Below are 20,602 nucleotides of genomic sequence, written 5' to 3' on the forward strand. Positions count from 1 at the left end.
AACAAAATAGCGAACGCCGGTGAGGGGAGAGAACTGAGGGGCCATGGTCGTGATCCACCGCTTGTGCCCTTGTACGCCCCGTTGGCTTCGCCGTACGCCCGTGCCACCCTGTGGGTGATCCGACGGGGAGGCGACGACTCATGGACGGCGCGCGATCGGTGAAGCCACAGGCACGCGGCCAGGAGGCCGGCAAGGGCGAGAGACTCGCGGACTGGACCGACGGACGACTGGGACTGTACGCGCTGGCCAAGGCCAACATGCGCAAGGTGTTTCCGGACCACTGGTCGTTCATGCTGGGCGAGGTCTGCCTCTACAGCTTCCTCATCCTGATCCTCACCGGCGTCTATCTGACCCTGTTCTTCGAGCCCAGCGGGGTCGAGGTCGTCTACCACGGCTCCTACGAGCCCCTCAACGGCGTGGTGATGACCAGGGCGTTCGAGTCCACCCTCGACATCAGCTTCGACGTGCGCGGCGGCCTGCTGATCCGGCAGATCCACCACTGGGCGGCCCTCGTCTTCGTCACCGGCATGCTCGTGCACATGATGCGGGTGTTCTTCACCGGCGCCTTCCGCAAGCCGCGCGAGCTCAACTGGGTGTTCGGCTGGACCCTGTTGTTCCTCGGCATCATCACCGGCCTGACCGGCTACAGCCTCCCCGACGACCTGCTCTCCGGCACCGGCATCCGCTTCTCACAGGGCGCGATCCTGTCCGTACCGATCGTCGGCACGTATCTGTCGTTCTTCCTGTTCGGCGGGGAGTTCCCCGGCCACGACATCATTTCGAGGCTCTTCCCGATCCATGTGCTCGTGCTGCCCGGGATCATGCTCGGCCTGGTGGTCGCCCATCTGATCCTGGTCTTCTACCACAAGCACACCCAGTACCCGGGCCCCGGCCGCGACAACAGGTCCGTGGTCGGCATGCCCTTCCTGCCGGTCTACATCGCCAAGGCGGGCGGCTTCTTCTTCCTGACCTTCGGTGTACTGGCGTTCATGGGCGGGCTCGCCCAGATCAACCCCGTGTGGGCCTTCGGGCCCTACCGGCCGGACCTGGTGACCACCGGTGCGCAGCCCGACTGGTATCTCGGCTTCTCCGAGGGACTGATCCGGGTGATGCCGGGATGGGAGATCAACGCCTGGGGCCACACCCTCCAGTTGGGCGTCTTCATCCCCTTCTCGCTCTTCCCGCTGATCCTGCTCGCGCTCGGCGTGTACCCCTTCGTCGAGGCGTGGATCACCGGCGACAAACGCGAGCACCACATCCTGGACCGCCCACGCAACGTGCCCGTCCGCACAGGGCTCGGCGTCGCCTGGCTCAGCCTGTACGTGGTGCTGCTGATCGGCGGCGGCAACGACATCGTGGCCACGCATCTGCATCTGTCCATCAACGCCATCACCTGGTTCGTGCGGGTGTCCGTGTTCGCGGCGCCGGTGCTGGCCTTCGTCGTGACCAAGAGGATCTGTCTAGGGTTGCAGCGCCGGGACCGGGACAAGGTGCTGCACGGCCGCGAGACCGGCACCGTCAAGCGGCTCCCGCACGGCGAGTACGTCGAGGTCCACGAGCCCCTCGCGCAGGCGCAGTTGCACACCCTCACCCAGCACGAACAGGAACCGCCGTACGAGATCGGGCCCCTCGTCGACGCGAACGGGGTGCGGCGCCCCGTCACGCTCACCCGGCGGGCGCGGGCCGGGCTGGCGCGGGCGATGTTCGGGCCCGACACCCGGATCGCGAAGCCGACGGCTCAGGAGTACCGGGAGATCACCAGCGGCGACCACCACCACTGATCACCGTTTCGCGGCACTCGTCGGGGGTGCCCCAAGCGGTGCGCAGGGCGCGGGCCTTGGTGAGCCACAGGGACAGGTCGTACTCCGCGGTGTACCCGATCGCGCCATGCAGCTGGAGCGCGGTACGGGCCGTCCGGTACGCCGCCTCGCAGGCCGTGACCTTGGCGGCGGCGATGTCCTCCTCGGTCATCGTCAGGGCGGCGCCGAACAGGAGGGGGCGGGCGAACTCCAACGCGATCTTCGCGTCGGCGAGTTGGTGTTTGACGGCCTGGAAGGAACCTATGGGTGCGCCGAACTGGGTGCGCTGTTTCACGTGGGCGACGGTCCTGTCGAGGAGGGCGAGGCCCACGCCCAGGGCTTGGGCGGCTGTGGTGAGGCGAGCCATTCGTCGGGCCGGGCCCGGGGGTGGGTCGGTGGCCAGGAGTTCACCGCCGTGGGGGGTCGGGGAGAGGCGGCGGGCGGGGTCCAGGGACGGCTGTGGGGGGTGGTCTGGTGGGGGAGCGAGGCGGAGTTCGGTGGGGGTGTGGGGCGGGTTTTTTTCGCCCCCGCCGCCCCTTCCCGTCCCGACACCGGGGGCTCCGCCCCCGGACCCCCGCTCCTCAAACGCCGGAGGGGCTGGAATTGCCGCTGGGCGGGCTGAAATTGTCAGCCTCAGGTTTGCCATGTCTGCGTCCAGGGCGTACGGACCTGTGGTCAGCGTGGCCGTCGACTCGCCCGAAGCCAGGGGCGGGAGCAGGCGTTTCGCTGGTTCCGTGTCATCCAGTGAGGTGAGCAGCGCTGCCGTCGTGACCGTCTCGACCAAGGGGCCCGGAACCGCGTGTCGGCCCAACTCGACGAAAGCCAGGGCGAGTTCCACGGGGCGTGGACCCAGGCCCTCGTAGGCCTCGGGCACGGCCAGCGCGAACACTCCGGCCTCGGCGATACGGCCCCACAGCGCGCGACCTCTGCCGTGGTCGCCGCGGCTCCAGTCCCGTATGACGGACGGGGTGTCGGCGGCCGAGAGCATCGCGTTCAGGGAAGCGGCGAAGTCGCGTTGCCCGGCGTCGAGGAGGAAGCGCATCAGCGGCGTCCCTTCGGCAGGCCCAGTACGCGTTCGGCGATGATGTCGCGCTGGATCTCGTTCGTGCCGGCGTAGATGGGGCCGGCGAGGGCGAAGACATAGCGCTCGGACCAGTCGGGGTCCTCTTCCTCGCCGAGGAGATCCAACGCCGTCTCGGTGAGCGCGATGTCGTACTCGGACCAGAAGACCTTGTTGAGGCTGGACTCCGGGCCGATCGACTCCCCGCACAGGAAGCGGGAGGCGGCGGCGAAGGTGAAGAGCTGGTACGCGCGGGCGCCGATCAGGGCGTCCGCCACGCGCGCGCGGGTGGGCGCGGGGCCTGCCTGGGACTGCCACAGGGCGTGCAGACGGTCGGCGCCCGCCAGGAACCGGCCCGGGGAGCGGAGCATCAGGCCCCGTTCGTTGCCCGCCGCCGACATCGCGATCCGCCAGCCCTGGCCGGGCCCGCCGATGACGTCCGCGTCCGGGACGAACACCTCGTCCAGGAAGAGCTCGGCGAAGGCCGGTTTCCCGTCGAGGCGGCGGATCGGGCGGACGGTGACTCCCGGTGCGCGCAGGTCGAACATCAGGTAGGTCAGGCCCTGGTGGGGTTTCGGGGTGTCCGGGTCGGTGCGGAACAGACCGAACGCGCGGTCCGCGAAGGCGGCCCGGGAGGACCAGGTCTTCTGACCGCTGAGCAGCCAGCCACCCGCCGTGCGTACGGCCCTCGCCTTCAGGGACGCCAGGTCGGAGCCCGCCTCCGGCTCCGACCAGGCCTGCGCCCAGACCGTCTCCCCGGTGGCCATCGACGGCAGGACACGCGCGCGTTGCTCCGGTGTGCCGTGGTCGAAGAGGGTCGGGGCGAGGAGGCTGATGCCGTTCTGGTTGACGCGGCCGGGCGCCCCGGCCGCGTAGTACTCCTCCTCGAAGAGCAGCCAGCCGATCAGTCCGCAGTCCCGGCCGCCGTACGCCGTCGGCCAGTTGACCACCGACCAGCGGTCCGCCGCGAGTTCGGCCTCCCAGGCGCGATGGGCCGCGAAGCCCTCCTCGGTCTCCAGAGAGGGGAGAGGAGCAGTGGGCACATGCGCGCGCAGCCACGCGCGGGCCTCGGCGCGGAAGGTCCGCTCCTCCCGCGTGAACGCCAGATCCATGACCACCCGTCCTTCCCTAACAAGTGTTTGGTAGGTTAGCGTGGCGCCATGACAGGCGTCGAGAGTCCGGTGTACGAGCCGGGGCACGGGCTGCTGAAAGGGCGCACCGCCGTCATCACCGCCGCGGCCGGCGCGGGCATCGGCGGGGCGACCGCACGCCGCTTCCTTCAGGAGGGCGCGCGCGTCCTGATCAGCGACGCGCACGCACGCCGGCTGAAGGAGTACGGCGCCGGACTGGCCGGGGAGTTCCAGGGCGCGGTGACCTCCATGGCGTGCGATGTCACCGACGAGGCGCAGGTCGGCGCCCTGTTCGACGCGGCCGTACGGGAGCACGGACGGCTCGACATAGTCGTCAACAACGCGGGTCTGGGCGGTACTTCGGAGCTTGTCGACATGAGTGACGAGCAGTGGACCCGCGTCCTCGACGTCACCCTGAACGGCACTTTCCGGTGCACCCGGGCCGCCCTGCGCCGTATGCGCGAGACAGGCGGTGTCATCGTCAACAACGCCTCCGTCGTGGGCTGGCGGGCCCAGGCCGGGCAGGCGCACTACGCCGCCGCGAAGGCCGGCGTGATGGCGCTGACCCGGTGCGCGGCCCTGGAGGCCGCCGAGTACGGCGTACGCGTCAACGCCGTCGCACCGAGCCTCGCCATGCACCCGCACCTGGTGAAGGTGACATCGGCGGAGCTGCTGGAGGAACTGACCGCGCGCGAGGCCTTCGGGCGGTACGCGGAGCCCTGGGAGGTGGCCAACGTGATCGTGTTCCTCGCGTCCGGCTACTCCTCGTACATGACGGGCGAGGTCGTCGCCGTCAGCAGTCAACACGCCTAGGACAATGGACGATGTGCCGACCAAGAAGAAGCCCCAGGTGAGCGCCGCGGCGCCCGCGCGCCGACGCGAACTCCTCGACACCGCCGCCGAGGTCTTCGCCGAACAGGGCTACAACGCCACGACCGTACGCAAGATCGCCGACCACGCGGGCATGCTCGCGGGCAGCCTCTACTACCACTTCGACTCCAAGGAATCGATGCTGGAGGAGATCCTGCGGACCTTCCTCGACGAGCTCTGGGACGGCTACGACGCCGTCCTGGGCACCGAGTCGGGGCCCCGCGAGACCCTGGAGGCCCTGGTCACCGAGTCGTTCCGGGAGATCGACCGGCACCGCGCGGCCGTCGCGATCTACCAGAAGGAGAGCAGGCAACTGGTGGCGCAGGAGCGGTTCGCGTTCCTCGCCGAGTCGCAGCGCAGGTTCGAGAAGGCCTGGCTGTCCACGCTGGAGCGCGGGGTCGCGGCCGAGGTGTTCCGGGCCGACCTCGACGTACGGCTGACGTACCGGTTCGTGCGCGACACCGTGTGGGTCGCCGCGTCCTGGTACCGGCCCGGCGGACAGCACAGCCCGGAGGAGATCGCCCGGCAGTACCTGTCGATGGTGCTGGACGGGATCGCCGTACGTGAATAGCCCTTTTACGCGAGGGAGTTGACATGGCCGAGGCCTACATCGTCGAAGCGGTCCGTACGCCCGTCGGGCGGCGCGGGGGAGGACTGAGCAAGGTCCACCCGGCTGATCTGGGCGCCCATGTGCTCAAGGCGCTGGTCGCGCGCGCGGGCGTGGATCCCGCGGCCGTCGAGGACGTCGTCTTCGGGTGCCTGGACGCGGTCGGGCCGCAGGCCGGGGACATCGCGCGGACCTCGTGGCTCGCGGCCGGACTGCCCGAGGAGGTGCCCGGGGTGACCGTGGACCGGCAGTGCGGGTCCTCGCAGCAGGCCGTGCACTTCGCCGCGCAGGGCGTGCTGTCCGGGACGCAGGACCTCGTCGTCGCCGGCGGGGTACAGAACATGTCGATGATCCCGATCGCCTTCGCGACCCGGCAGGCCGCCGAACCCCTCGGACTGACCCAGGGGCCCTTCGCGGGCAGCGAGGGCTGGCAGGCACGGTACGGAGACCGGCCGGTGAACCAGTTCGTCGGGGCCGAGACGATCGCCGCCAAGTGGGGCATCAGCAGGCAGGACCAGGAGGAGTTCGCCCTGCGCTCGCACCGGCGGGCCCTGCGCGCCATCGACGAGGGGCGCTTCGAGCGCGAGACGGTCGCCTACGGCGAGGCCGCCGTCGACGAGGGCCCGCGCCGGGACACCTCCCTGGAGAAGATGGCCGGGCTGAAGCCCGTCATCGAGGGCGGCACCGTCACGGCCGCCTGCTCCTCACAGGTCTCCGACGGCGCGGCCGCCATGCTGATCGCTTCGGAACGGGCGGTCCGCGAACACGGCCTCACGCCCCGCGCCCGCGTCCACCATCTCTCGGTGCGCGGCGAGGACCCCATCCGCATGCTCACCGCGCCCATCCCGGCCACCGCCCACGCCCTGAAGAAGACCGGCCTCACCATCGACGACATCGACCTCGTCGAGATCAACGAGGCCTTCGCCCCGGTCGTCCTGGCCTGGCTGAAGGAGACCGGAGCCGATCCGGACAGGGTCAACGTCAACGGCGGCGCGATCGCCCTCGGCCACCCACTGGGAGCGACGGGCGTGAAGCTCATGACCACCCTGCTCCACGAACTGGAGCGCACGGGCGGCCGGTTCGGACTCCAGACCATGTGCGAGGGCGGGGGGCAGGCGAACGTGACGGTCATCGAGAGGTTGTGACGGCTGTGGGACCTCCGCTTCGGCGGACGGAGTCCGGCACAGGCCCCCGAAGCCCGTGAGGCCCCCTGGGGCCGAGCGACCGCGAGGGGGCCGTCGGGGATGGTGCCCATGTGCGAGGGCGGCGGGCAGGCGAACGTGACGGTCATCGAGAGGTTGTGAGGGTTGCGGGGCCTCCGCTCGGCGGGCGGAGGCCGACGCAGGTTTCCGAAGTCCGTGAGGCCCGCTGGGGCGGAGTGGTGCGAGGGGCTGTTGGGGATGGTGCCCATGTGCGAGGGCGGGGGGCAGGCGAACGTGACGGTCGTCGAGAGGCTGTGAGGGTTGCGGGGCCTCCGCTCGGCGGGCGGAGGCCGACGCAGGTTTCCGAAGTCCGTGAGGCCCGCTGGGGCGGAGTGGTGCGAGGGGCCGTTGGGGATGGTGCCCATGTGTGAGGGCGGCGGACAGGCGAACGTGACGGTCAGCCGAGGTCTTTGAGGCCCTGCAGAACGTCCTCCGCCTCCTTCACGATCCGCTCCACCAGCTCCGCGCACGACGGCAGGTCGTCGATCACCCCGGCGACCTGCCCGGAGGCCATGACACCGAGGTCGGTACGGCCGTCCACCATCGCCGACTTGAGGAGCATCGGGGTGTTGGCGGCGAGCAGGACCTGGCTCCACGTGAGGTCCTTGCCGTGCCGCATCGCCAGGCCGTCGTGGACCAGTTGGCGCCAGGTCAGCCCCGACAGCCCGCGGAAGCCCGCTGCCCGGCGGGCCGCCTGCCACAGGGACTTCGCACGCCCGGAGTTCTCCAGTGCTCTCACCAGGTCCGTGCGGAGCATGCGGTGCGGGAGGCCGTCGACCGCCCGGGTCACCGTCACGTCCTTGACGGTCGCCGCCAGATAGCGGGCCTTCACCGCGTCGGGCACCGTCGAGTCCGAGGTGAGCAGGAACCGGGTCCCCATGGCGACGCCCGCCGCCCCGTAGGCCAGCGCGGCGACCAGGCCCCGCCCGTCGAAGAAGCCGCCCGCCGCCACGACCGGGATGTCCACCGCGTCCACGACCTGCGGCAGCAGCACCGTCGTCGCCACGTCCCCGGTGTGTCCGCCGCCCTCCCCGCCCTGCACGATCACCGCGTCCACGCCCCAGGCCGCGACCTTCTCGGCATGCCGCCGGGCCCCGACGGACGGGATCACGACGACCCCCGCCTCCTTCAGCTCACCGATCAGCTCGGCCGAGGGCGCGAGCGCGAAGGACGCCACCCGCACGCCCTCGTCGATGACCAGGCGCACCCTGTCCCCGGCGTCCCCCGCGTCGGCCCGCAGATTGACACCGAAGGGCGCGTCCGTACGGGACCTCACCTCCCGTACCGCGTCGCGCAGTCGGTCGAGCGTCATGGTCGCGGAGGCCAGGATGCCGAGCGCGCCCGCGTTCGCCGTGGCGGAGACCAGACGGGGGCCGGCGACCCAGCCCATCCCGGTCTGCACGATCGGATGGCGGACGCCGACCAGCCTGGTGAACGCGGTCTTCATCAGCTGCCGACCTCCCGGGAGCGGGTGTCGTGCGGATCGAGCACCTCACGGATCAACTCCAGTTCCTGATCCGTCGGTTCGCGGGTGTACGGCACCTCGTCCCCGATCACCGGATCGAAGCCGGTGGCCTCCCTGACCTGTTCCACGGTGACCCCCGGATGCAGCGATGCCAGCCGCATCAAGTGGTCCGGCGTCGCGAAGTCGAAGACGCCCAGGTCGGACACGACCCGCGGGATACGGTGGTAACGGGCCCCGTCCGCGCGGTCGTACCCCACCCCGCACACCATGTCGACCTTCTCCACGAACACCCGACGGGAGTGCCTCGGCACCCAGTAACTGGTCGGGTTGTTGAGGGTGTTGACCGGCGCTCCCCGCACCCCGAGCAGCTGCCGCCTCGGCCGCGCCCAGTCGCCGATGCAGGAGATGTTCTGGTTGCCGTACCGGTCGATCTGGCTCGCGCCCATCATCACGTGCCGCCGGCCGCCGCTGACCAGGGCGAGGTGCTGTCGGTACGGCAGCCAGCCCTCGACGGTGCCGTCGTCCCGCACGAGCGTCGCCTCGCCGTCGGTGAGGAGAAGGTCGGGGGAGAACGTCCGCCGGGCCAGACGGGCGCCGACGGAGGGGATCAGGCCCATCGGGCTGGCGAGGATCTCACCGGCGTCGCGCCAGGCCTCGGCGCAGGCGATCACGCAGTACTCGCTCCGCGTCACGGTCATGGTGTCCTCCCCTGGAGGTAGTGCTCGGCGAACTCCGGCCAGGGCGTGGTCGCGTACTCCTTCTGCGCGGCCTCGTCCCGGCCGTAGTCCGGTGCGCAGGACGTGAAGTGGGCGCCGTTCGGGGCCTCCACGACGCCCGTCACCGAGTGCCGCTTGACCAGCAGCGACTGCGGGGCCGCCGCCTTCGTCAACTCGGCGGTGTCGACGACCTGTTCGCACGAGACGTAGGCCGTGTCCGCCGCCTCGCAGAACAGGTCGTCGAAGTAGGGGTCCGGGCCCAGGTACTGGCCGTTGCCCAGCCGGTCGGCGCGGTTGACGTGGACCAGGGCCGCGTCGAGCCGCAGCGCCGGCACGGCGACGAACGTCTCCCCGTCGTCGTACGGCGAAGTCACCGTCCGCAGGCCCGGGTTGACCCGCATCACGTCCGAGCCGATGCCCGCCCGCACCGGCAGGAACGGCAGCCGGTTCGCCGCGGCCCGCAGTCCCCACATGAACATGGCCTCGTCGATCTCCATGAGCTCGAAGGCGCCGCGCTCACGGGCCGCCCGGTAGTGCGGCTCGAGGGGGATCGAGTCGAGGGTGACGAACGGGGCGACCAGTTTCCGTATCCGGCCGGCGGCGGCGAGCATGCCGACGTCCGGGCCGCCGTACGAGACGACCGTCAGGTCGGTGACGTCGGAGCGCAGCAGCGCGCGGACCAGGGCCATCGGCTTGCGGCGGGAGCCCCAGCCGCCGATGCCCAGGGTCATGCCGCTGTGCAGGCGGGAGACGGCCTCGTCGGCGGTCATCGTCTTGTCGCCCATCTACGTGTCCTTTCCCTGGGTGCCGAAGGTGTCCCGGACCCGGTCGGCGACCCCGCTGACACTCGCCTCGAAGGTGAAGCCCTGCTCGAAGCGGTAGCTGCGGCGGACGTCGACGGGGTCGATGCCGTTGATGGCGGCCTTGGCGAGGCGGAGCAGCTCTCCGTCCTTGGCGGCTATCTCGCGAGCCAACTCCAGTGCCGAGGCCCGCAGTTGCCCGCGGGGCACCACCCGCCACACCGAGCCGTGCGCGTGCAGCTCGGCCGCCGTGGCCGTGCGCGAGGTGAAGTACAGGGCGCGCATCAGATGCTGGGGGACCAGCCGGGACAGATGGGTGGCCGCGCCCAGCGCCCCGCGGTCCAGCTCGGGCAGCCCGAAGGTGGCGTCCTCGCTCGCCACGACGACGTCCGCGTTGCCCACGAGCCCGATCCCGCCGCCCAGACAGAACCCCTGCACGGCCGCGACCACGGGCACCTCGCACTCGTACACCGCCGAAAAGGCCTCGAAGCAGCCGCGGTTGGCGCCGACCAGCGCCCCCGGCCCGCGTGTCTGGAGCTCCTTGATGTCCACGCCGGCGTTGAACCCGCGCCCCTCGGCCGCCAGCACCACACACCGGACCTCCGGGTCCCGGCCCGCCGCCCGTACGGCGTCGGCCAGGGCGAACCAGCCGTCCACCGGAAGGGCGTTCACCGGTGGGAAGTCGACCGTGACGACGGCGATTCCCTCTTTTTCCAGCCCCTTTTCCGGGGGCGAGGTGGAGACACCCATGGAAGCATCAGCTACCTTTCCACCAAACGTTTGTTAGGTGAGAAGGGTAGCCGCGAATGGAGCAGAACGGGAAGGTCGTGGTCGTCACCGGCGGGACGCGCGGAGTGGGCGCCGGGATCGCCCGCTCCTTCGCCGAGGCGGGGGCCGAAGTCGTCGTGTGCGCCCGCAGGCCGCCCGAAGTGCCGCTGCCGAAGGCGGAGTTCGCCCGGCTGGACGTCCGGGACGCGGACGCCGTGCGGGACTTCTTCGCAGCACTCCCGCGCCTGGACGTGCTGGTCAACAACGCGGGAGGCGCGCCCTACCGGCTGCTCGCCGGGTCCGAGCCCGAACGGCACCTAAGGGTGCTGGAGTTGAACCTCCTCGCCCCGCTGACGGTGTCCCTGGCCGCGTACGAGCACCTGAAGCGGACCCGTGGCTCGGTCGTCATGATCGGGAGCGTCAGCGGCGGCCGGCCCTCACCCGGAGCCGCCGCGTACGGGGCGGCCAAGGCGGGCCTGGAGAACCTCGCCCGCTCGATGGCCGTGGAGTGGGCGCCGGAGGTACGCGTGAACACCCTGGTCGTCGGCATGGTCGACACCGAGCGGTCCCACCTCTACTACGGCGACGAGGAGGGCGTCGCCGCCGTCTCCCGCACGGTTCCCCTCGGCCGCCTCGCCGACCCGTCGGACGTGGGGGCGGCGGCCGTGTTCCTTGCCTCCGAGGCGGCCGCCTACATCAGCGGGGCGTCGCTGCTGGTGCACGGAGGCGGCGAGCGACCGGCGTTCCAGGAAGCCGCAACCGTCAACAAGGAGACGTGAGATGACCGGAATCTGCGACGGCCGGGTCGTCGTCCTCACCGGCGCGGGCCGTGGACTCGGCCGTGCCCACGCGCTCGCCTTCGCCGCCGAGGGCGCCCGGGTCGTCGTCAACGACCTCGGCGTCGGCCTCGACGGCACCCCCGACCCCGACAGCCCGGCCGCCCTCGTGGCCGAGGAGATCCGCGCGGCGGGCGGCGAGGCGATCGCCCACGGCGGCGACATCGCGAGCAGCGCGGGGGCCGCGTCCCTGATCACGACCGCCCTGGAGACGTACGGCCGCCTCGACACCCTCGTCAACAACGCCGGGTTCCTGCGCGACCGGATGCTCGTCAACCTCGACGAGGACGACTGGGACGCGGTGATGGCCGTACACCTGAAGGGGCATTTCCTGCCGCTGCGGTACGCGGCCGCACACTGGCGTGCGGAGACCAAGGCAGGCCGCCCGCCGACGGCCCGGATCGTCAACACCAGCAGCGGAGCAGGCCTGTTGGGCTCGGTGGGCCAGGGCAACTACAGCGCGGCCAAGGCGGGAATCGTGGCCCTGACCCTGGTCGCGGCAGCGGAACTGGCCCGCTACGGCGTCCAGGTCAACGCGATCGCCCCCGCGGCACGGACGAGGATGACGGAGCGGACCTTCGCCGACACCATGACGGCCCCGACGGACGGCTTCGACAAGATGTCCCCGTCGAACGTGTCCCCACTGGTCGTCTGGCTGGGCGCGGAGGCGAGCGACGGAGTGACCGGCAGGATCTTCGAGACGGAGGCCGGCCGCATCACGGTGATGGAGGGCTGGAGGCCGGGCCCGAGCGCGGACAAGGGGGCGAGGTGGACTCCGGCCGAGGTAGGAGAAACGGCACGGAAGCTGCTCGGCAAGGCGGAGACGCCGGGCCCTGTGTATGGAGCGTGAGTGTCATGCCGCCAGGGGCGCGGGGAACTGCGCGACCAGCCACAACGCACCCGCAGACGGCACACAACCCTAGGTGTCACACTCCAGCACCGTCCGGCACAGAGCACATCGCGCCCGCACCCGCCCCCGAACCGGCACCCGAATCCGCTGATGACAGGTAGGGCACGGAAAAGAAACACGCAGGCGCCCGGGGCCATCCGGGGTGAACGTATACGGAACCCCCGGCTGCGGCCCGGGAGCATGCCGTCGGTCCCGCGCATACCGCCTCCGCCCCGCCCACCCCGCAGCCGTCAGCGGAGGCTGCTGCTCGTCCTCCCGAGCCCTCGCCATGCCCTTGGTGTACGCCGTATAGGCCTGCGCGCTGGTGAACCACACGGACGGATCCTCCCCGAACACCAGCGCCCGCTTCGCCAGCACGTACCCGAACTCCTCCGGCGTGAGATACCCCAGCTTCTGCGAGGACGCCGAGTCCTCCCGGTACGCGTCGAGCAGCAGCCACCCCGCCCCCAGATACGTCGCCGCCGTGTCCGTGAGGATCTCGTTCTCCCGCACTCCCGGGAACGACAGCCCCAGCCGGTGCAGATACACATGCATGACCTCGTGGGCCAGCGCCGCCCCGATGTCCCGCCGATGCGTACGGAAACGGTCGTTCAGCTCGACGAAGTACTCGGGCCCCGCGGTGAGTTCGACGTTCGCCGCATGGGTCATCTCCCGGAACCCGACGACGAGCCGGGCGTCCGGAAGCCGGTAGTGCCGCACCAGCTCCCGGGCCACCCGCTGGGCCCCCAGATGAAGATCGTCGGTGTCGCAGAACGCCACGTCCACCGGGGCCACACTCGTCGCGAACGTCTGGACGGTGTCGTAGGAGAGCCGTTTCCAGAGCGCGGTGATCGACGCCCGCACCGTCTCCAGATGCGGGTAGCCGTGCTCGACCGGTCCGTCGTTCGCCACGCCGGTACCCCCAGGACGCCCAGAACCCGCCTCCACTCTACGAGGAAGCGCCCGGATTTCCGCCGACCGCACCCGGCGCACTCAGCCGGAGCGGCGGCCCGCCCACCGGCGCCCCCTCCAGCTCCAGCACCCACACCTCGTTGCCGCCCTCCCGCAGTACCGGCCCGGGCACGTACAGCGACCGCTGCGGACCCACCGACCAGTACCGGCCGAGGTTGAAGCCGTTGACCCACACGAACCCACGGGTCCAGCCCGGCAGCTCCAGCACCGCGTCCCCGGCACCCCGCACGCTCACCGAGCCCCGGTACAGACCGGGCGAACCGTCCCCGGGAACCCCGCCGAAGTCCACGCCCTCCAACGAGTCCAGCGCGTCCAGCCGCAGCCCCCGCGCCCGCACCCCGTGCAGGAACTGCCGCTCGTGCAGCAGCCCCCCGGTGATCCCCTTGCCCTCCCCGCTCCGCGGCCCGTAGTTGACCCGCCCCAGCGACTCCACCCACAGCTCCACACGCGCGTGCCCCGCCACCGGCTCCTTCAGCCGCACCTCGTCCTCGGTGAGCACCCCGGCCCGCTCCCCGTCGACGTACACCACCGCCAGGTCCCGCAGCCCGCGCACCGTCAGCGGATACGGCTGCCGCGGACCCGGCACCGTCACCTCGTACCGCACCAGCCCCCGGTCGACGTCCAACTCCTCGAAGCCCGGCGGGACCGGGCCCTCGAAGGGCGGTCCGCCGCGCGCCTCCAGCACGGCGGCCAAAGACGCCCACCCGGTCGGGCTCACCTCACCACCGGAACCCAACACCCCGGGCGCGGGCGGCAGTTCCGCCACCGGACCGTACTCGGCCAGCACCTCGCGGAAACGCCAGAACTTCTCCGTCGGCCGCCCGTACTCGTCGATCGGCGCGTCGTAGTCGTACGACGTCACGTCCGGCTCCAGCACACCGTCGTGCAGCGCGCCCCCGCCCCGGTTCGCGCCCGCCCAGCCCGCGAAGTTCGTGCCGCCGTGCGCCATGTACAGGTTCACCGACGCACCGCACTCCAGGATCTCCCGCAGCGTCGCCGCCGCGTCCCCCGCGTCCCGTACGACATGCTCGCCGCCCCAGTGGTCGAACCAGCCGCACCAGAACTCCATGCACATCAGCGGGCCGTCCGGACGGTACCGGCGCAGCACCTCGAAGGCCGTGCCGGCGTCCGAACCGAAGTTGACCGTGGCGAGGACACCAGGGACCGAACCGCCGGTCAGCATGTGGTCCTCGGCACCGTCCGACGTGCACAGCGGAACGGACACGCCCTCCCCGCGCAGCAGCTCGGCCAGCCACCGCAGATACCCGGCGTCCGAGCCGTAACTGCCGTACTCGTTCTCCACCTGCACCATGAGCACCGGGCCACCGCGGTCGATCTGCCGCTCCACGACCTGCGGAAGCAGCCGCCCGAACCACCGCTCCACCTGCGCGAGATACACCTCGTCGCTCGTACGCGCCCGCCCCTTCAGCCAGTGCGGCAGCCCACCGTTCTCCCACTCCGCGCAGATGTAAGGACCCGGACGGACGATCGCCCACAACCCGGCCTCCCGCGCCGCGTCCAGGAACCGGCCCAGCGCCTCCACGTCCCGGAAGTCACCCGGGTGCGGCTCGTGCAGGTTCCACGGCACGTACGTCTCCACGCAGTTGAGACCCATCGCCCGCAGCATCGCCAGCCGGTGCCCCCACTGCGCCTCGTGCACCCGGAAGTAGTGCAGCGCACCGGACAGCAGCCGCACCGGCCGCCCGTCCAGCAGGAAATCGCTTCCACCCGTCGTGAACTCGCTCATAGGCTCCACCCTCACGACTGGCGACGATCACGTCCATGGACAAAGATCGGCGCTGCTTGGACCGAAGCGCAGGCAAGGAGCGCGATGTACCACACCTGGATGCGGTTCCTCACGCCCAGCCCCGTCCACCACCGCCTGGGCCTGGTCTGCCTCGGCGTCGGCCTCCAGTACGGCGCACTGCCCGCCGTCGGCCCCCGCACCCTCGACAGCCACGTCGCCGTCGTCATCAGCACCGGCACCGGCTGGTACGAGAGCCCCGACGGCCGGCGCACGACGGTCACCGCGCCCGCCCTGCTGTGGCTCACCCCCGGCATCCCGCACCACTACGCACCCGACCCGGGGACCGGCTGGGACGAGGGATTCGTCGGGTTCACGGGACCCGCGACCACCACCTACACCGATCTCGGCTACATCGAGCCCGACCGCCCCGTCGTACCCCTCTCCGACGCCACCGGCCCACGCGCGGTCGTCGCCCGTATCGCACGGGCGGCCCGCCGCGACAACCCCCTCCTCGAGGTGGAGACCGGCGCCGCCGTCCACGAACTGCTCGTCACCCTGCGCCGCGCCCGCGCCGACCTCGCACCCGACGGCGACCCCGTCCTGAAGGCTCTCGCCCGCGACGCCTTCAAAGCCATGTCCGTCGCCGACCACGCCACCCGGCACGGCATGACTCTCGCCGAACTGCGCACCGCCGTCCGCCGCGGCGCCGGCTGCAGCCCCAAGGACTACCTCCTCGGCATCCGCCTGGGCCGCGCCAAGGAACTCCTCGCCGCCACCGAACTCCCCGTCGCCTCCGTCGCCCGCCGCGTCGGCTACGACGACCCCGCCTACTTCTCCCGCCTGTTCACCCGCCGCGTCGGCATGGCCCCCGTCCGCTTCCGCGCCCAGGAGAGCCGGACCGTACCCGGCGGCTGGAGCAACCAGGTACCCGATCCGGAGAATCCGCCCCGGATCTGACGGCCGGACGCGTGCGGTGGGGCGACCGGCGACGGGCGGGGCCGACCGCTGTCCTCCACAGTCACGGCGGCACGCGCGACGACCGCACCCGGGCCGAGACGGTCATCGACAAGATCCGCGTCACTCGTCCCACCCCGCTCCCTCCGCGCCCACCGGTGCAGACGCCAACGCCGGGGGACCGTTCCCGAGCGCGTCGACCGGTGCAGACGCGAACGCCCGGGCGACCGTTCCCGACCGCGTCGACCGACTCGCGGCTTCGACAGGCCCTGGCGTTCGCGGCTACGAAGTCGCGCCGAAGTCCTGGGTCCAGTAGTTGCCCGGCTGGGCCAGACCGATGCCGATCTCCTTGAAGGCGCAGTTGAGGATGTTCGCCTTGTGGCCGGGGCTGTTCATCCAGCCGTCCATGACGCTCTCGGGGGAGCTGTAGCCGTAGGCGACGTTCTCGCCCGCCGTCCTGAACGCGTAGCCGACGCGGGCGAGGCGGTCGCTCATGGACGAGCCGTCGGAACCGGTGTGGGACATGTTCTGGTGGTCGGCCATGTCCTGGCTGTGGTCCTGGGCGGCCTTGGTGAGCTTGGCGTTCTCGGTCAGCGGCGAGCAACCGGCCTTCGCGCGCTCGGCGTTGACGAGAGTGAGCACCTTGTCCGTGGGCCCCGGGTCCACGTCGGCGGCGGCGGCCTCGGGTGTGCCGCTGAAGGCGGTGGCCTTGGGGAGGCTCGACGGCTTCGCGGGCGAGCCGGCGACCGGTGTGGCGGTCGGGGTGCCGGACGCCTTGGGGGAGGTGCTCGGGGAGGGGTCGGCGGACGCGCCCCGGGTACCGGTCGGTGTGCGGGTCGGGGTGGCCTTGGCGGAGGTCGGTGACGCCAGTGCGGTCGCGGATGCGAAAGCCGACGACGACGGCTTCGCGGTGGCCACGGGATCCGAGTCCCCGCCCCAGCCCCACCAGTCGAACGAGTCGATGCTCCAGCCCCCGAGCCCGTTGCCGCTCACCTGGGCTGCCACGGGAACGGCCACAGCGCCCACCGTCACCACGGCGGCTATGACACCGGCTGTCCTGCGGCGCTTCGGTTTCTGGCGATGTCGGGCCATGGGTGACCTCATTCAGCTAGTCCGGTGTTCGATGGCAAATGTCAGTGCAAAGGGATTCCCTCCCGCTGCCCGTCGACGAGCCCGGTCATTATGTGGACCGCCGAGCACGCCGGGCAACGAAAGCTCCTGCGACAGCAGGCCTTACGCTCCGTGACGCCCCGATCTGTGAATCCGGATCTCTTCACATCTCCTTGCGCACCCGCACATACGTGTGACCAGGCGGAGTGCGGCCTTTCGCGACCGCGATCACGACGCCGAGCGATCGGCCGAATTTTCCGGTCCAGGTGGAAGCATCCAGATTCGGCCCCGGAGGGGCGCGTTTACCACTTATCGACAAAGGGCCAATCAACGCCATCACCAACAATTCCGGCGTGACGCACATCACTGCAACCTGACAGCGCCCGGCGGCGACCAGAAGGCAGCTCTACACAACAGGACCGTTCAGGACCCTCGCGGTGAAGGTGGCCAGGTGGGCGCGGAGCGTTTCGCGGGGCACGCCCTCGTGTCCGGCGAGGTGTTCGACGAGGTCCGCGCGGGTGGCGGCGAGGAGGGCGTGGGCGGTGAAGGCGGCATCCGGGAGGCCGGGGATCAGGCGCAGCGTGGATTCCAGCAGGGCGTGCCAGTGCCCGTAATGCTCCGCCCGGTACGGGCTGTCGTCCCCGGTGCCCTCGAGGGCCAGGGCGAGGTGGCGGTTGTCGAGCTTGAAGCACAGGAGGGCGTCGAGCAGCGCGAACACCCGCTCCGGCGCGGGGGTTCCGGGCCCGAGCGGCGGCGGTCCCGATTCCACGGCCCGGCGCACCGGTTCGAGCCGTGCCTCGTACAGCGCGCGGACCAGCCCGGTGCGGTCGCCGAAGGCCCGGAAGAGCGACGCCTTGCCGACTCCGGCCGCGGTCGCGACGTCGGCCATCGTGACGGCCTCCGCGCTCCCGCCGTCGGCGAAGAGCGCGTCGGCGGCCGCGAGGAGGGCCGCCCTGTTCCGGGCGGCGTCCTTGCGTGGTGTGCGCTCGGTCATGCGGTGTGGTTCCCTCCGACGACGAAGCGGACCCGGGGTCCGCATCAGCTTGTAAAGCGGACCCGCGGTCCGTATCGTTCCGGGCAGTTGAAACGGACCTCGGGTCCGTATCGTACGACGGGACGGAGATCCCCCATGCCCGCGACCACCACCTCACCGGCGGACCTGTACCAACACAGCCTGCGTCTGCTGCTGGACAAGGACATCGCCGCCTGGGTCGACCTGTGGGCCGAGGACGGCACCATGGAGTTCCCCTTCGCGCCACCGGGCCGACCCCGGCGACTGGACGGCAAGCAGGCCGTCGCCGCGTACATGCGCCCCTACCCCGACCACATCGACCTGCACGACTTCCCCGAGGTGCGGATCCACGAGACCACCGACCCCGGGACGATCGTGGTGGAGATGCGCGGCGTGGGCCGCGTGGTCGCGACGGACGGCCCCTTCGAGATGACCTACGTCGCCGTGGTGACCGTACGGGACGGGCTCATCGTCTCCTACCGGGACTACTGGGACCCGCTGGCCGCCCCCGCGCTCGACGGCGCCGGTTTCGGGGAGAGCGGCCTCGGGGGGACCGGCCGATGACCGGCACCACCCTGATCACAGGCGCCACCGGCACCACCGGCAGCCGCGTCACCGCACAGCTCACCGCCGCCGGTCACCGCGTCAGGGCCGCGAGCCGCCGCGGCACCCCCCTCCCGCGGGCGGAGCCGGTCCGCTTCGACTGGTACGACCCCGCCACCCACGCGGACGCCCTCGCCGGAACCGACCGCGTCTACCTCGTACCACCCGTGGGCGACCCGGACCCGGCAGCGGTCATGCTCCCCTTCCTCCGACGGGCCCGCGCCGCCGGCGTCGGCCGCGCCGTACTGCTCAGTTCGTCGGCCGTCCCCGAGGGCGGCCCGGCCGTGGGAGTGGTCCACCAGGCGCTGCCGGACCTCTTCGACTCATGGACGGTCCTACGGCCGTCCTGGTTCATGCAGAACTTCACGGGCACCCACATGCACGCGCTCGGCATCCGCGACACCGGCACCATCCATACGGCGGCCGGGAAAGGCCGGGTCGGCTTCGTCGACGCCGAGGACATCGCCGCCGTCGCCGTGCGCGCCCTGACCGACGTACGCTCCCCCGACTCCGACCTGGTCCTCACCGGGCCGCAGGCACTCAGCCACGACGACATCGCCACGATCGTCACCGAGGTCACCGGCCGCCCGGTCGTCCACCGCCACCTGACCCGCGAGCAGCAGCGCGACCGCCTCGCGCCGCTGGTGGGCCCGGAGTTCGCCGAGCTGCTGGCCGGCATGGACCGCGCCATCGCCGAGGGCGCCGAGGACCGCACGACCGACGTGGTCCGGCACCTCACCGGGCGACCACCGCACGACTTCCGCACAGTGGTCGCCCGGGAGTCGACGGACCTGGACTGAAGTCCGGTCAGAACACGCCCTCGTACCCCTGCCGCCGCTCGCGCCCATGGGGGGCGGCCGGGCGTGCGGGTTCGGTGGGGGCGTGACGAAGCGGGCTCGGCCGCGCGCCGCCGTGAGGCCGACCCCGCGCTCCCCGATCCGGCCGATCCGACGAGGAACCGGCCGCTGCGCCCCCGTAGGGTTGTCACCCATGACCACCAGCAACAACGCGACCGGTGCCGTCGACCCCGCCGTCCGCGAAGAGCTCGCCCGGCTGCGGGACAGCATCGACAACATCGACGCGGCCGTCGTCCACATGCTCGCCGAGCGCTTCAAAGCCACCCAGCAGGTCGGCCACCTCAAGGCCCGCCACCAACTCCCGGCCGCCGACCCCGCCCGCGAGAGCCGCCAGATCGAGCGGCTGCGCACCCTCGCCGAGAACGCCAAACTCGACCCGGCCTTCGCTGAGAAATTCCTGAATTTCATCATCGCCGAAGTGATCAGGCACCACGAGCGCATCGCCGAGGACACCGTCAACGGCTCCACCCCGTCAGCCGGTTGACCTCGGCCTCCACCCCGGGGACGTGACACGGCGGCCCGCACACGGCATGCTGCCCCGTGCACTCCTTGTCAGCCCACGAGCACTCCGCGTCAACATCCGGGCGTAGGCTGACTGTCCGCGAGGGAGGGACGTCGGGCCATGCCGTCGGATGCCAAGATCCTCATCGTCGACGACCACGAGGACACGCTCTACGCCCTGGAAAGCGCCCTGGCCCCGCTGGGCTACCAGCTCAGCCGGGCCACCAGCGGCGACGAAGCCCTCAAGCAGGTACTGCGCGGCCAGGTCGGCCTCCTCCTCCTCGACGTCCGCATGCCCGGCGTCAGCGGCCTCGACGTGGTCCGCTACATGCGACGCCTGGAACAGACCCAGCACATCCCCGTCATCCTCCTCACCGGCTTCGGCCCCGACCACGAACTCACCTCCGCCGCCTTCGGCCTCGGCGTCGCCGACCTCGTGATGAAACCCATCGACCCCTGGGCCCTGCGCACCAAGGTCCGCTACCTCTACGACGCCCACCGGCGCCACCTCACCCTCGCCCAGGAAGTGCGCGAACTGCGCGCCCTCGTCAAGGACCACCCCGACGACAACAAGGACCAGGACCACAACGGCGTCGAAAGCGGCCAAGGCCCCGCCCTGCCCCACCCGGACGCCCGCGTCCCGGTACAGCGCGGACAGGGAGCGCACACCGGGGAGCTCGAGCAGGACCGGACATAAGGCGTGT

21 protein-coding genes are annotated in these 20,602 nt (G+C 71.2%); 11 read left to right on the plus strand and 10 right to left on the minus strand.

What is annotated here, in order from left to right; translation table 11 throughout:
• Positions 1-140: 140 nt before the first annotated feature.
• Positions 141-1,781 (plus strand): cytochrome bc complex cytochrome b subunit, encoded by a 1,641-nt coding sequence (locus ACFYRX_RS43820; RefSeq protein ID WP_389112639.1) that lies wholly within the window; start codon positions 141-143, stop codon positions 1,779-1,781.
• Here the strand turns inward: ACFYRX_RS43820 and ACFYRX_RS43825 are convergent.
• Both ACFYRX_RS43825 and ACFYRX_RS43830 read right to left on the minus strand, forming a co-directional pair.
• Positions 1,756-2,841 (minus strand): acyl-CoA dehydrogenase family protein, encoded by a 1,086-nt coding sequence (locus ACFYRX_RS43825; protein WP_389112641.1) that lies wholly within the window; start codon positions 2,839-2,841, stop codon positions 1,756-1,758. The genes ACFYRX_RS43820 and ACFYRX_RS43825 overlap by 26 nt on opposite strands.
• On the minus strand, positions 2,841-3,971 hold the full coding sequence (locus ACFYRX_RS43830; protein ID WP_389112642.1) for an acyl-CoA dehydrogenase family protein: 1,131 nt from the start codon (positions 3,969-3,971) through the stop codon (positions 2,841-2,843). The genes ACFYRX_RS43825 and ACFYRX_RS43830 overlap by 1 nt, the downstream gene beginning before the upstream one ends.
• Positions 3,972-4,019: 48 nt before the next feature.
• Here ACFYRX_RS43830 and ACFYRX_RS43835 point away from each other — a divergent pair, with 48 nt between their 5' ends.
• The 3 genes from ACFYRX_RS43835 to ACFYRX_RS43845 are packed head-to-tail and all read left to right on the plus strand — an operon-like array spanning position 4,020 to position 6,611.
• Positions 4,020-4,802 (plus strand): SDR family oxidoreductase, encoded by a 783-nt coding sequence (locus ACFYRX_RS43835; protein ID WP_389112644.1) that lies wholly within the window; start codon positions 4,020-4,022, stop codon positions 4,800-4,802.
• A 13-nt stretch (positions 4,803-4,815) separates the two neighbouring features.
• Positions 4,816-5,430 carry a TetR/AcrR family transcriptional regulator gene (locus tag ACFYRX_RS43840; RefSeq protein WP_389112646.1) on the plus strand — a complete coding sequence of 205 codons (615 nt, stop codon included), beginning with the start codon at positions 4,816-4,818 and terminating at the stop codon, positions 5,428-5,430.
• 23 nt (positions 5,431-5,453) lie between these two features.
• The gene (locus ACFYRX_RS43845; RefSeq protein WP_389112647.1) at positions 5,454-6,611 is read left to right on the plus strand and encodes an acetyl-CoA C-acetyltransferase; all 1,158 of its coding nucleotides are present in this window, start codon (positions 5,454-5,456) and stop codon (positions 6,609-6,611) included.
• A gap of 454 nt (positions 6,612-7,065) precedes the next feature.
• Here the strand turns inward: ACFYRX_RS43845 and ACFYRX_RS43850 are convergent, their stop codons facing one another.
• From ACFYRX_RS43850 to ACFYRX_RS43865, 4 genes are read right to left on the minus strand one after another with little or no spacing between them, the layout of a single operon-like run.
• Positions 7,066-8,115, minus strand: coding sequence for an NAD(P)H-dependent flavin oxidoreductase (locus ACFYRX_RS43850; RefSeq protein ID WP_389112649.1), 1,050 nt, complete (start codon positions 8,113-8,115; stop codon positions 7,066-7,068).
• Entirely contained in the window at positions 8,115-8,831 is a 717-nt protein-coding gene (locus ACFYRX_RS43855; protein ID WP_389112650.1) for a CoA-transferase subunit beta, read from the minus strand. The genes ACFYRX_RS43850 and ACFYRX_RS43855 overlap by 1 nt, the downstream gene beginning before the upstream one ends.
• Positions 8,828-9,634 (minus strand): CoA transferase subunit A, encoded by an 807-nt coding sequence (locus tag ACFYRX_RS43860; protein ID WP_389112652.1) that lies wholly within the window; start codon positions 9,632-9,634, stop codon positions 8,828-8,830. Before ACFYRX_RS43860 ends, ACFYRX_RS43855 begins: the two co-directional genes overlap by 4 nt.
• On the minus strand, positions 9,635-10,399 hold the full coding sequence (locus ACFYRX_RS43865) for an enoyl-CoA hydratase family protein (protein WP_389112654.1): 765 nt from the start codon (positions 10,397-10,399) through the stop codon (positions 9,635-9,637).
• 56 nt (positions 10,400-10,455) lie between these two features.
• Here ACFYRX_RS43865 and ACFYRX_RS43870 point away from each other — a divergent pair, with 56 nt between their 5' ends.
• A complete protein-coding gene (locus tag ACFYRX_RS43870; RefSeq protein WP_389112655.1) occupies positions 10,456-11,196 on the plus strand; it encodes an SDR family oxidoreductase in 741 nt (246 codons plus the stop codon).
• A 1-nt stretch (position 11,197) separates the two neighbouring features.
• On the plus strand, positions 11,198-12,103 hold the full coding sequence (locus tag ACFYRX_RS43875) for an SDR family oxidoreductase (RefSeq protein WP_389112657.1): 906 nt from the start codon (positions 11,198-11,200) through the stop codon (positions 12,101-12,103).
• Positions 12,104-12,172: 69 nt separating this feature from the next.
• Here the strand turns inward: ACFYRX_RS43875 and ACFYRX_RS43880 are convergent, their stop codons facing one another.
• Positions 12,173-13,054, minus strand: a complete 882-nt coding sequence (locus tag ACFYRX_RS43880) for a hypothetical protein (protein ID WP_389112658.1) — start codon at positions 13,052-13,054, stop codon at positions 12,173-12,175.
• Positions 13,055-13,091: 37 nt separating this feature from the next.
• The gene (locus tag ACFYRX_RS43885) at positions 13,092-14,861 is read right to left on the minus strand and encodes a beta-galactosidase family protein (RefSeq protein WP_389112660.1); all 1,770 of its coding nucleotides are present in this window, start codon (positions 14,859-14,861) and stop codon (positions 13,092-13,094) included.
• An 84-nt stretch (positions 14,862-14,945) separates the two neighbouring features.
• Here ACFYRX_RS43885 and ACFYRX_RS43890 point away from each other — a divergent pair, with 84 nt between their 5' ends.
• Positions 14,946-15,818, plus strand: a complete 873-nt coding sequence (locus ACFYRX_RS43890; protein ID WP_389112662.1) for a helix-turn-helix domain-containing protein — start codon at positions 14,946-14,948, stop codon at positions 15,816-15,818.
• Positions 15,819-16,097: 279 nt separating this feature from the next.
• On the opposite strand, the gene ACFYRX_RS43895 is transcribed toward ACFYRX_RS43890, so the two are convergent.
• Together ACFYRX_RS43895 and ACFYRX_RS43900 are read right to left on the minus strand one after the other, a co-directional pair.
• Complete coding sequence (locus ACFYRX_RS43895) at positions 16,098-16,907, minus strand: CAP domain-containing protein (RefSeq protein ID WP_389112664.1); 810 nt, start codon at positions 16,905-16,907, stop codon at positions 16,098-16,100.
• 424 nt (positions 16,908-17,331) lie between these two features.
• Complete coding sequence (locus ACFYRX_RS43900) at positions 17,332-17,919, minus strand: TetR/AcrR family transcriptional regulator (protein ID WP_389112666.1); 588 nt, start codon at positions 17,917-17,919, stop codon at positions 17,332-17,334.
• Between the two features lie 135 nt (positions 17,920-18,054).
• Between ACFYRX_RS43900 and ACFYRX_RS43905 the strand changes: the two genes are divergently transcribed.
• From ACFYRX_RS43905 to ACFYRX_RS43920, 4 genes are all read left to right on the plus strand, one after another.
• Positions 18,055-18,501 (plus strand): nuclear transport factor 2 family protein, encoded by a 447-nt coding sequence (locus ACFYRX_RS43905; protein ID WP_389112668.1) that lies wholly within the window; start codon positions 18,055-18,057, stop codon positions 18,499-18,501.
• Entirely contained in the window at positions 18,498-19,340 is an 843-nt protein-coding gene (locus ACFYRX_RS43910) for an NAD(P)H-binding protein (protein WP_389112670.1), read from the plus strand. Before ACFYRX_RS43905 ends, ACFYRX_RS43910 begins: the two co-directional genes overlap by 4 nt.
• A gap of 190 nt (positions 19,341-19,530) precedes the next feature.
• Entirely contained in the window at positions 19,531-19,881 is a 351-nt protein-coding gene (locus ACFYRX_RS43915) for a chorismate mutase (protein ID WP_389112671.1), read from the plus strand.
• A 138-nt stretch (positions 19,882-20,019) separates the two neighbouring features.
• Positions 20,020-20,595: a two-component system response regulator gene (locus ACFYRX_RS43920; protein WP_389112673.1), complete on the plus strand. Its 576-nt coding sequence runs from the start codon at positions 20,020-20,022 to the stop codon at positions 20,593-20,595.
• Positions 20,596-20,602 lie beyond the last annotated feature (7 nt).

This window comes from Streptomyces sp. NPDC005374 (genome assembly GCF_042872225.1).
GTDB lineage: Bacteria > Actinomycetota > Actinomycetes > Streptomycetales > Streptomycetaceae > Streptomyces.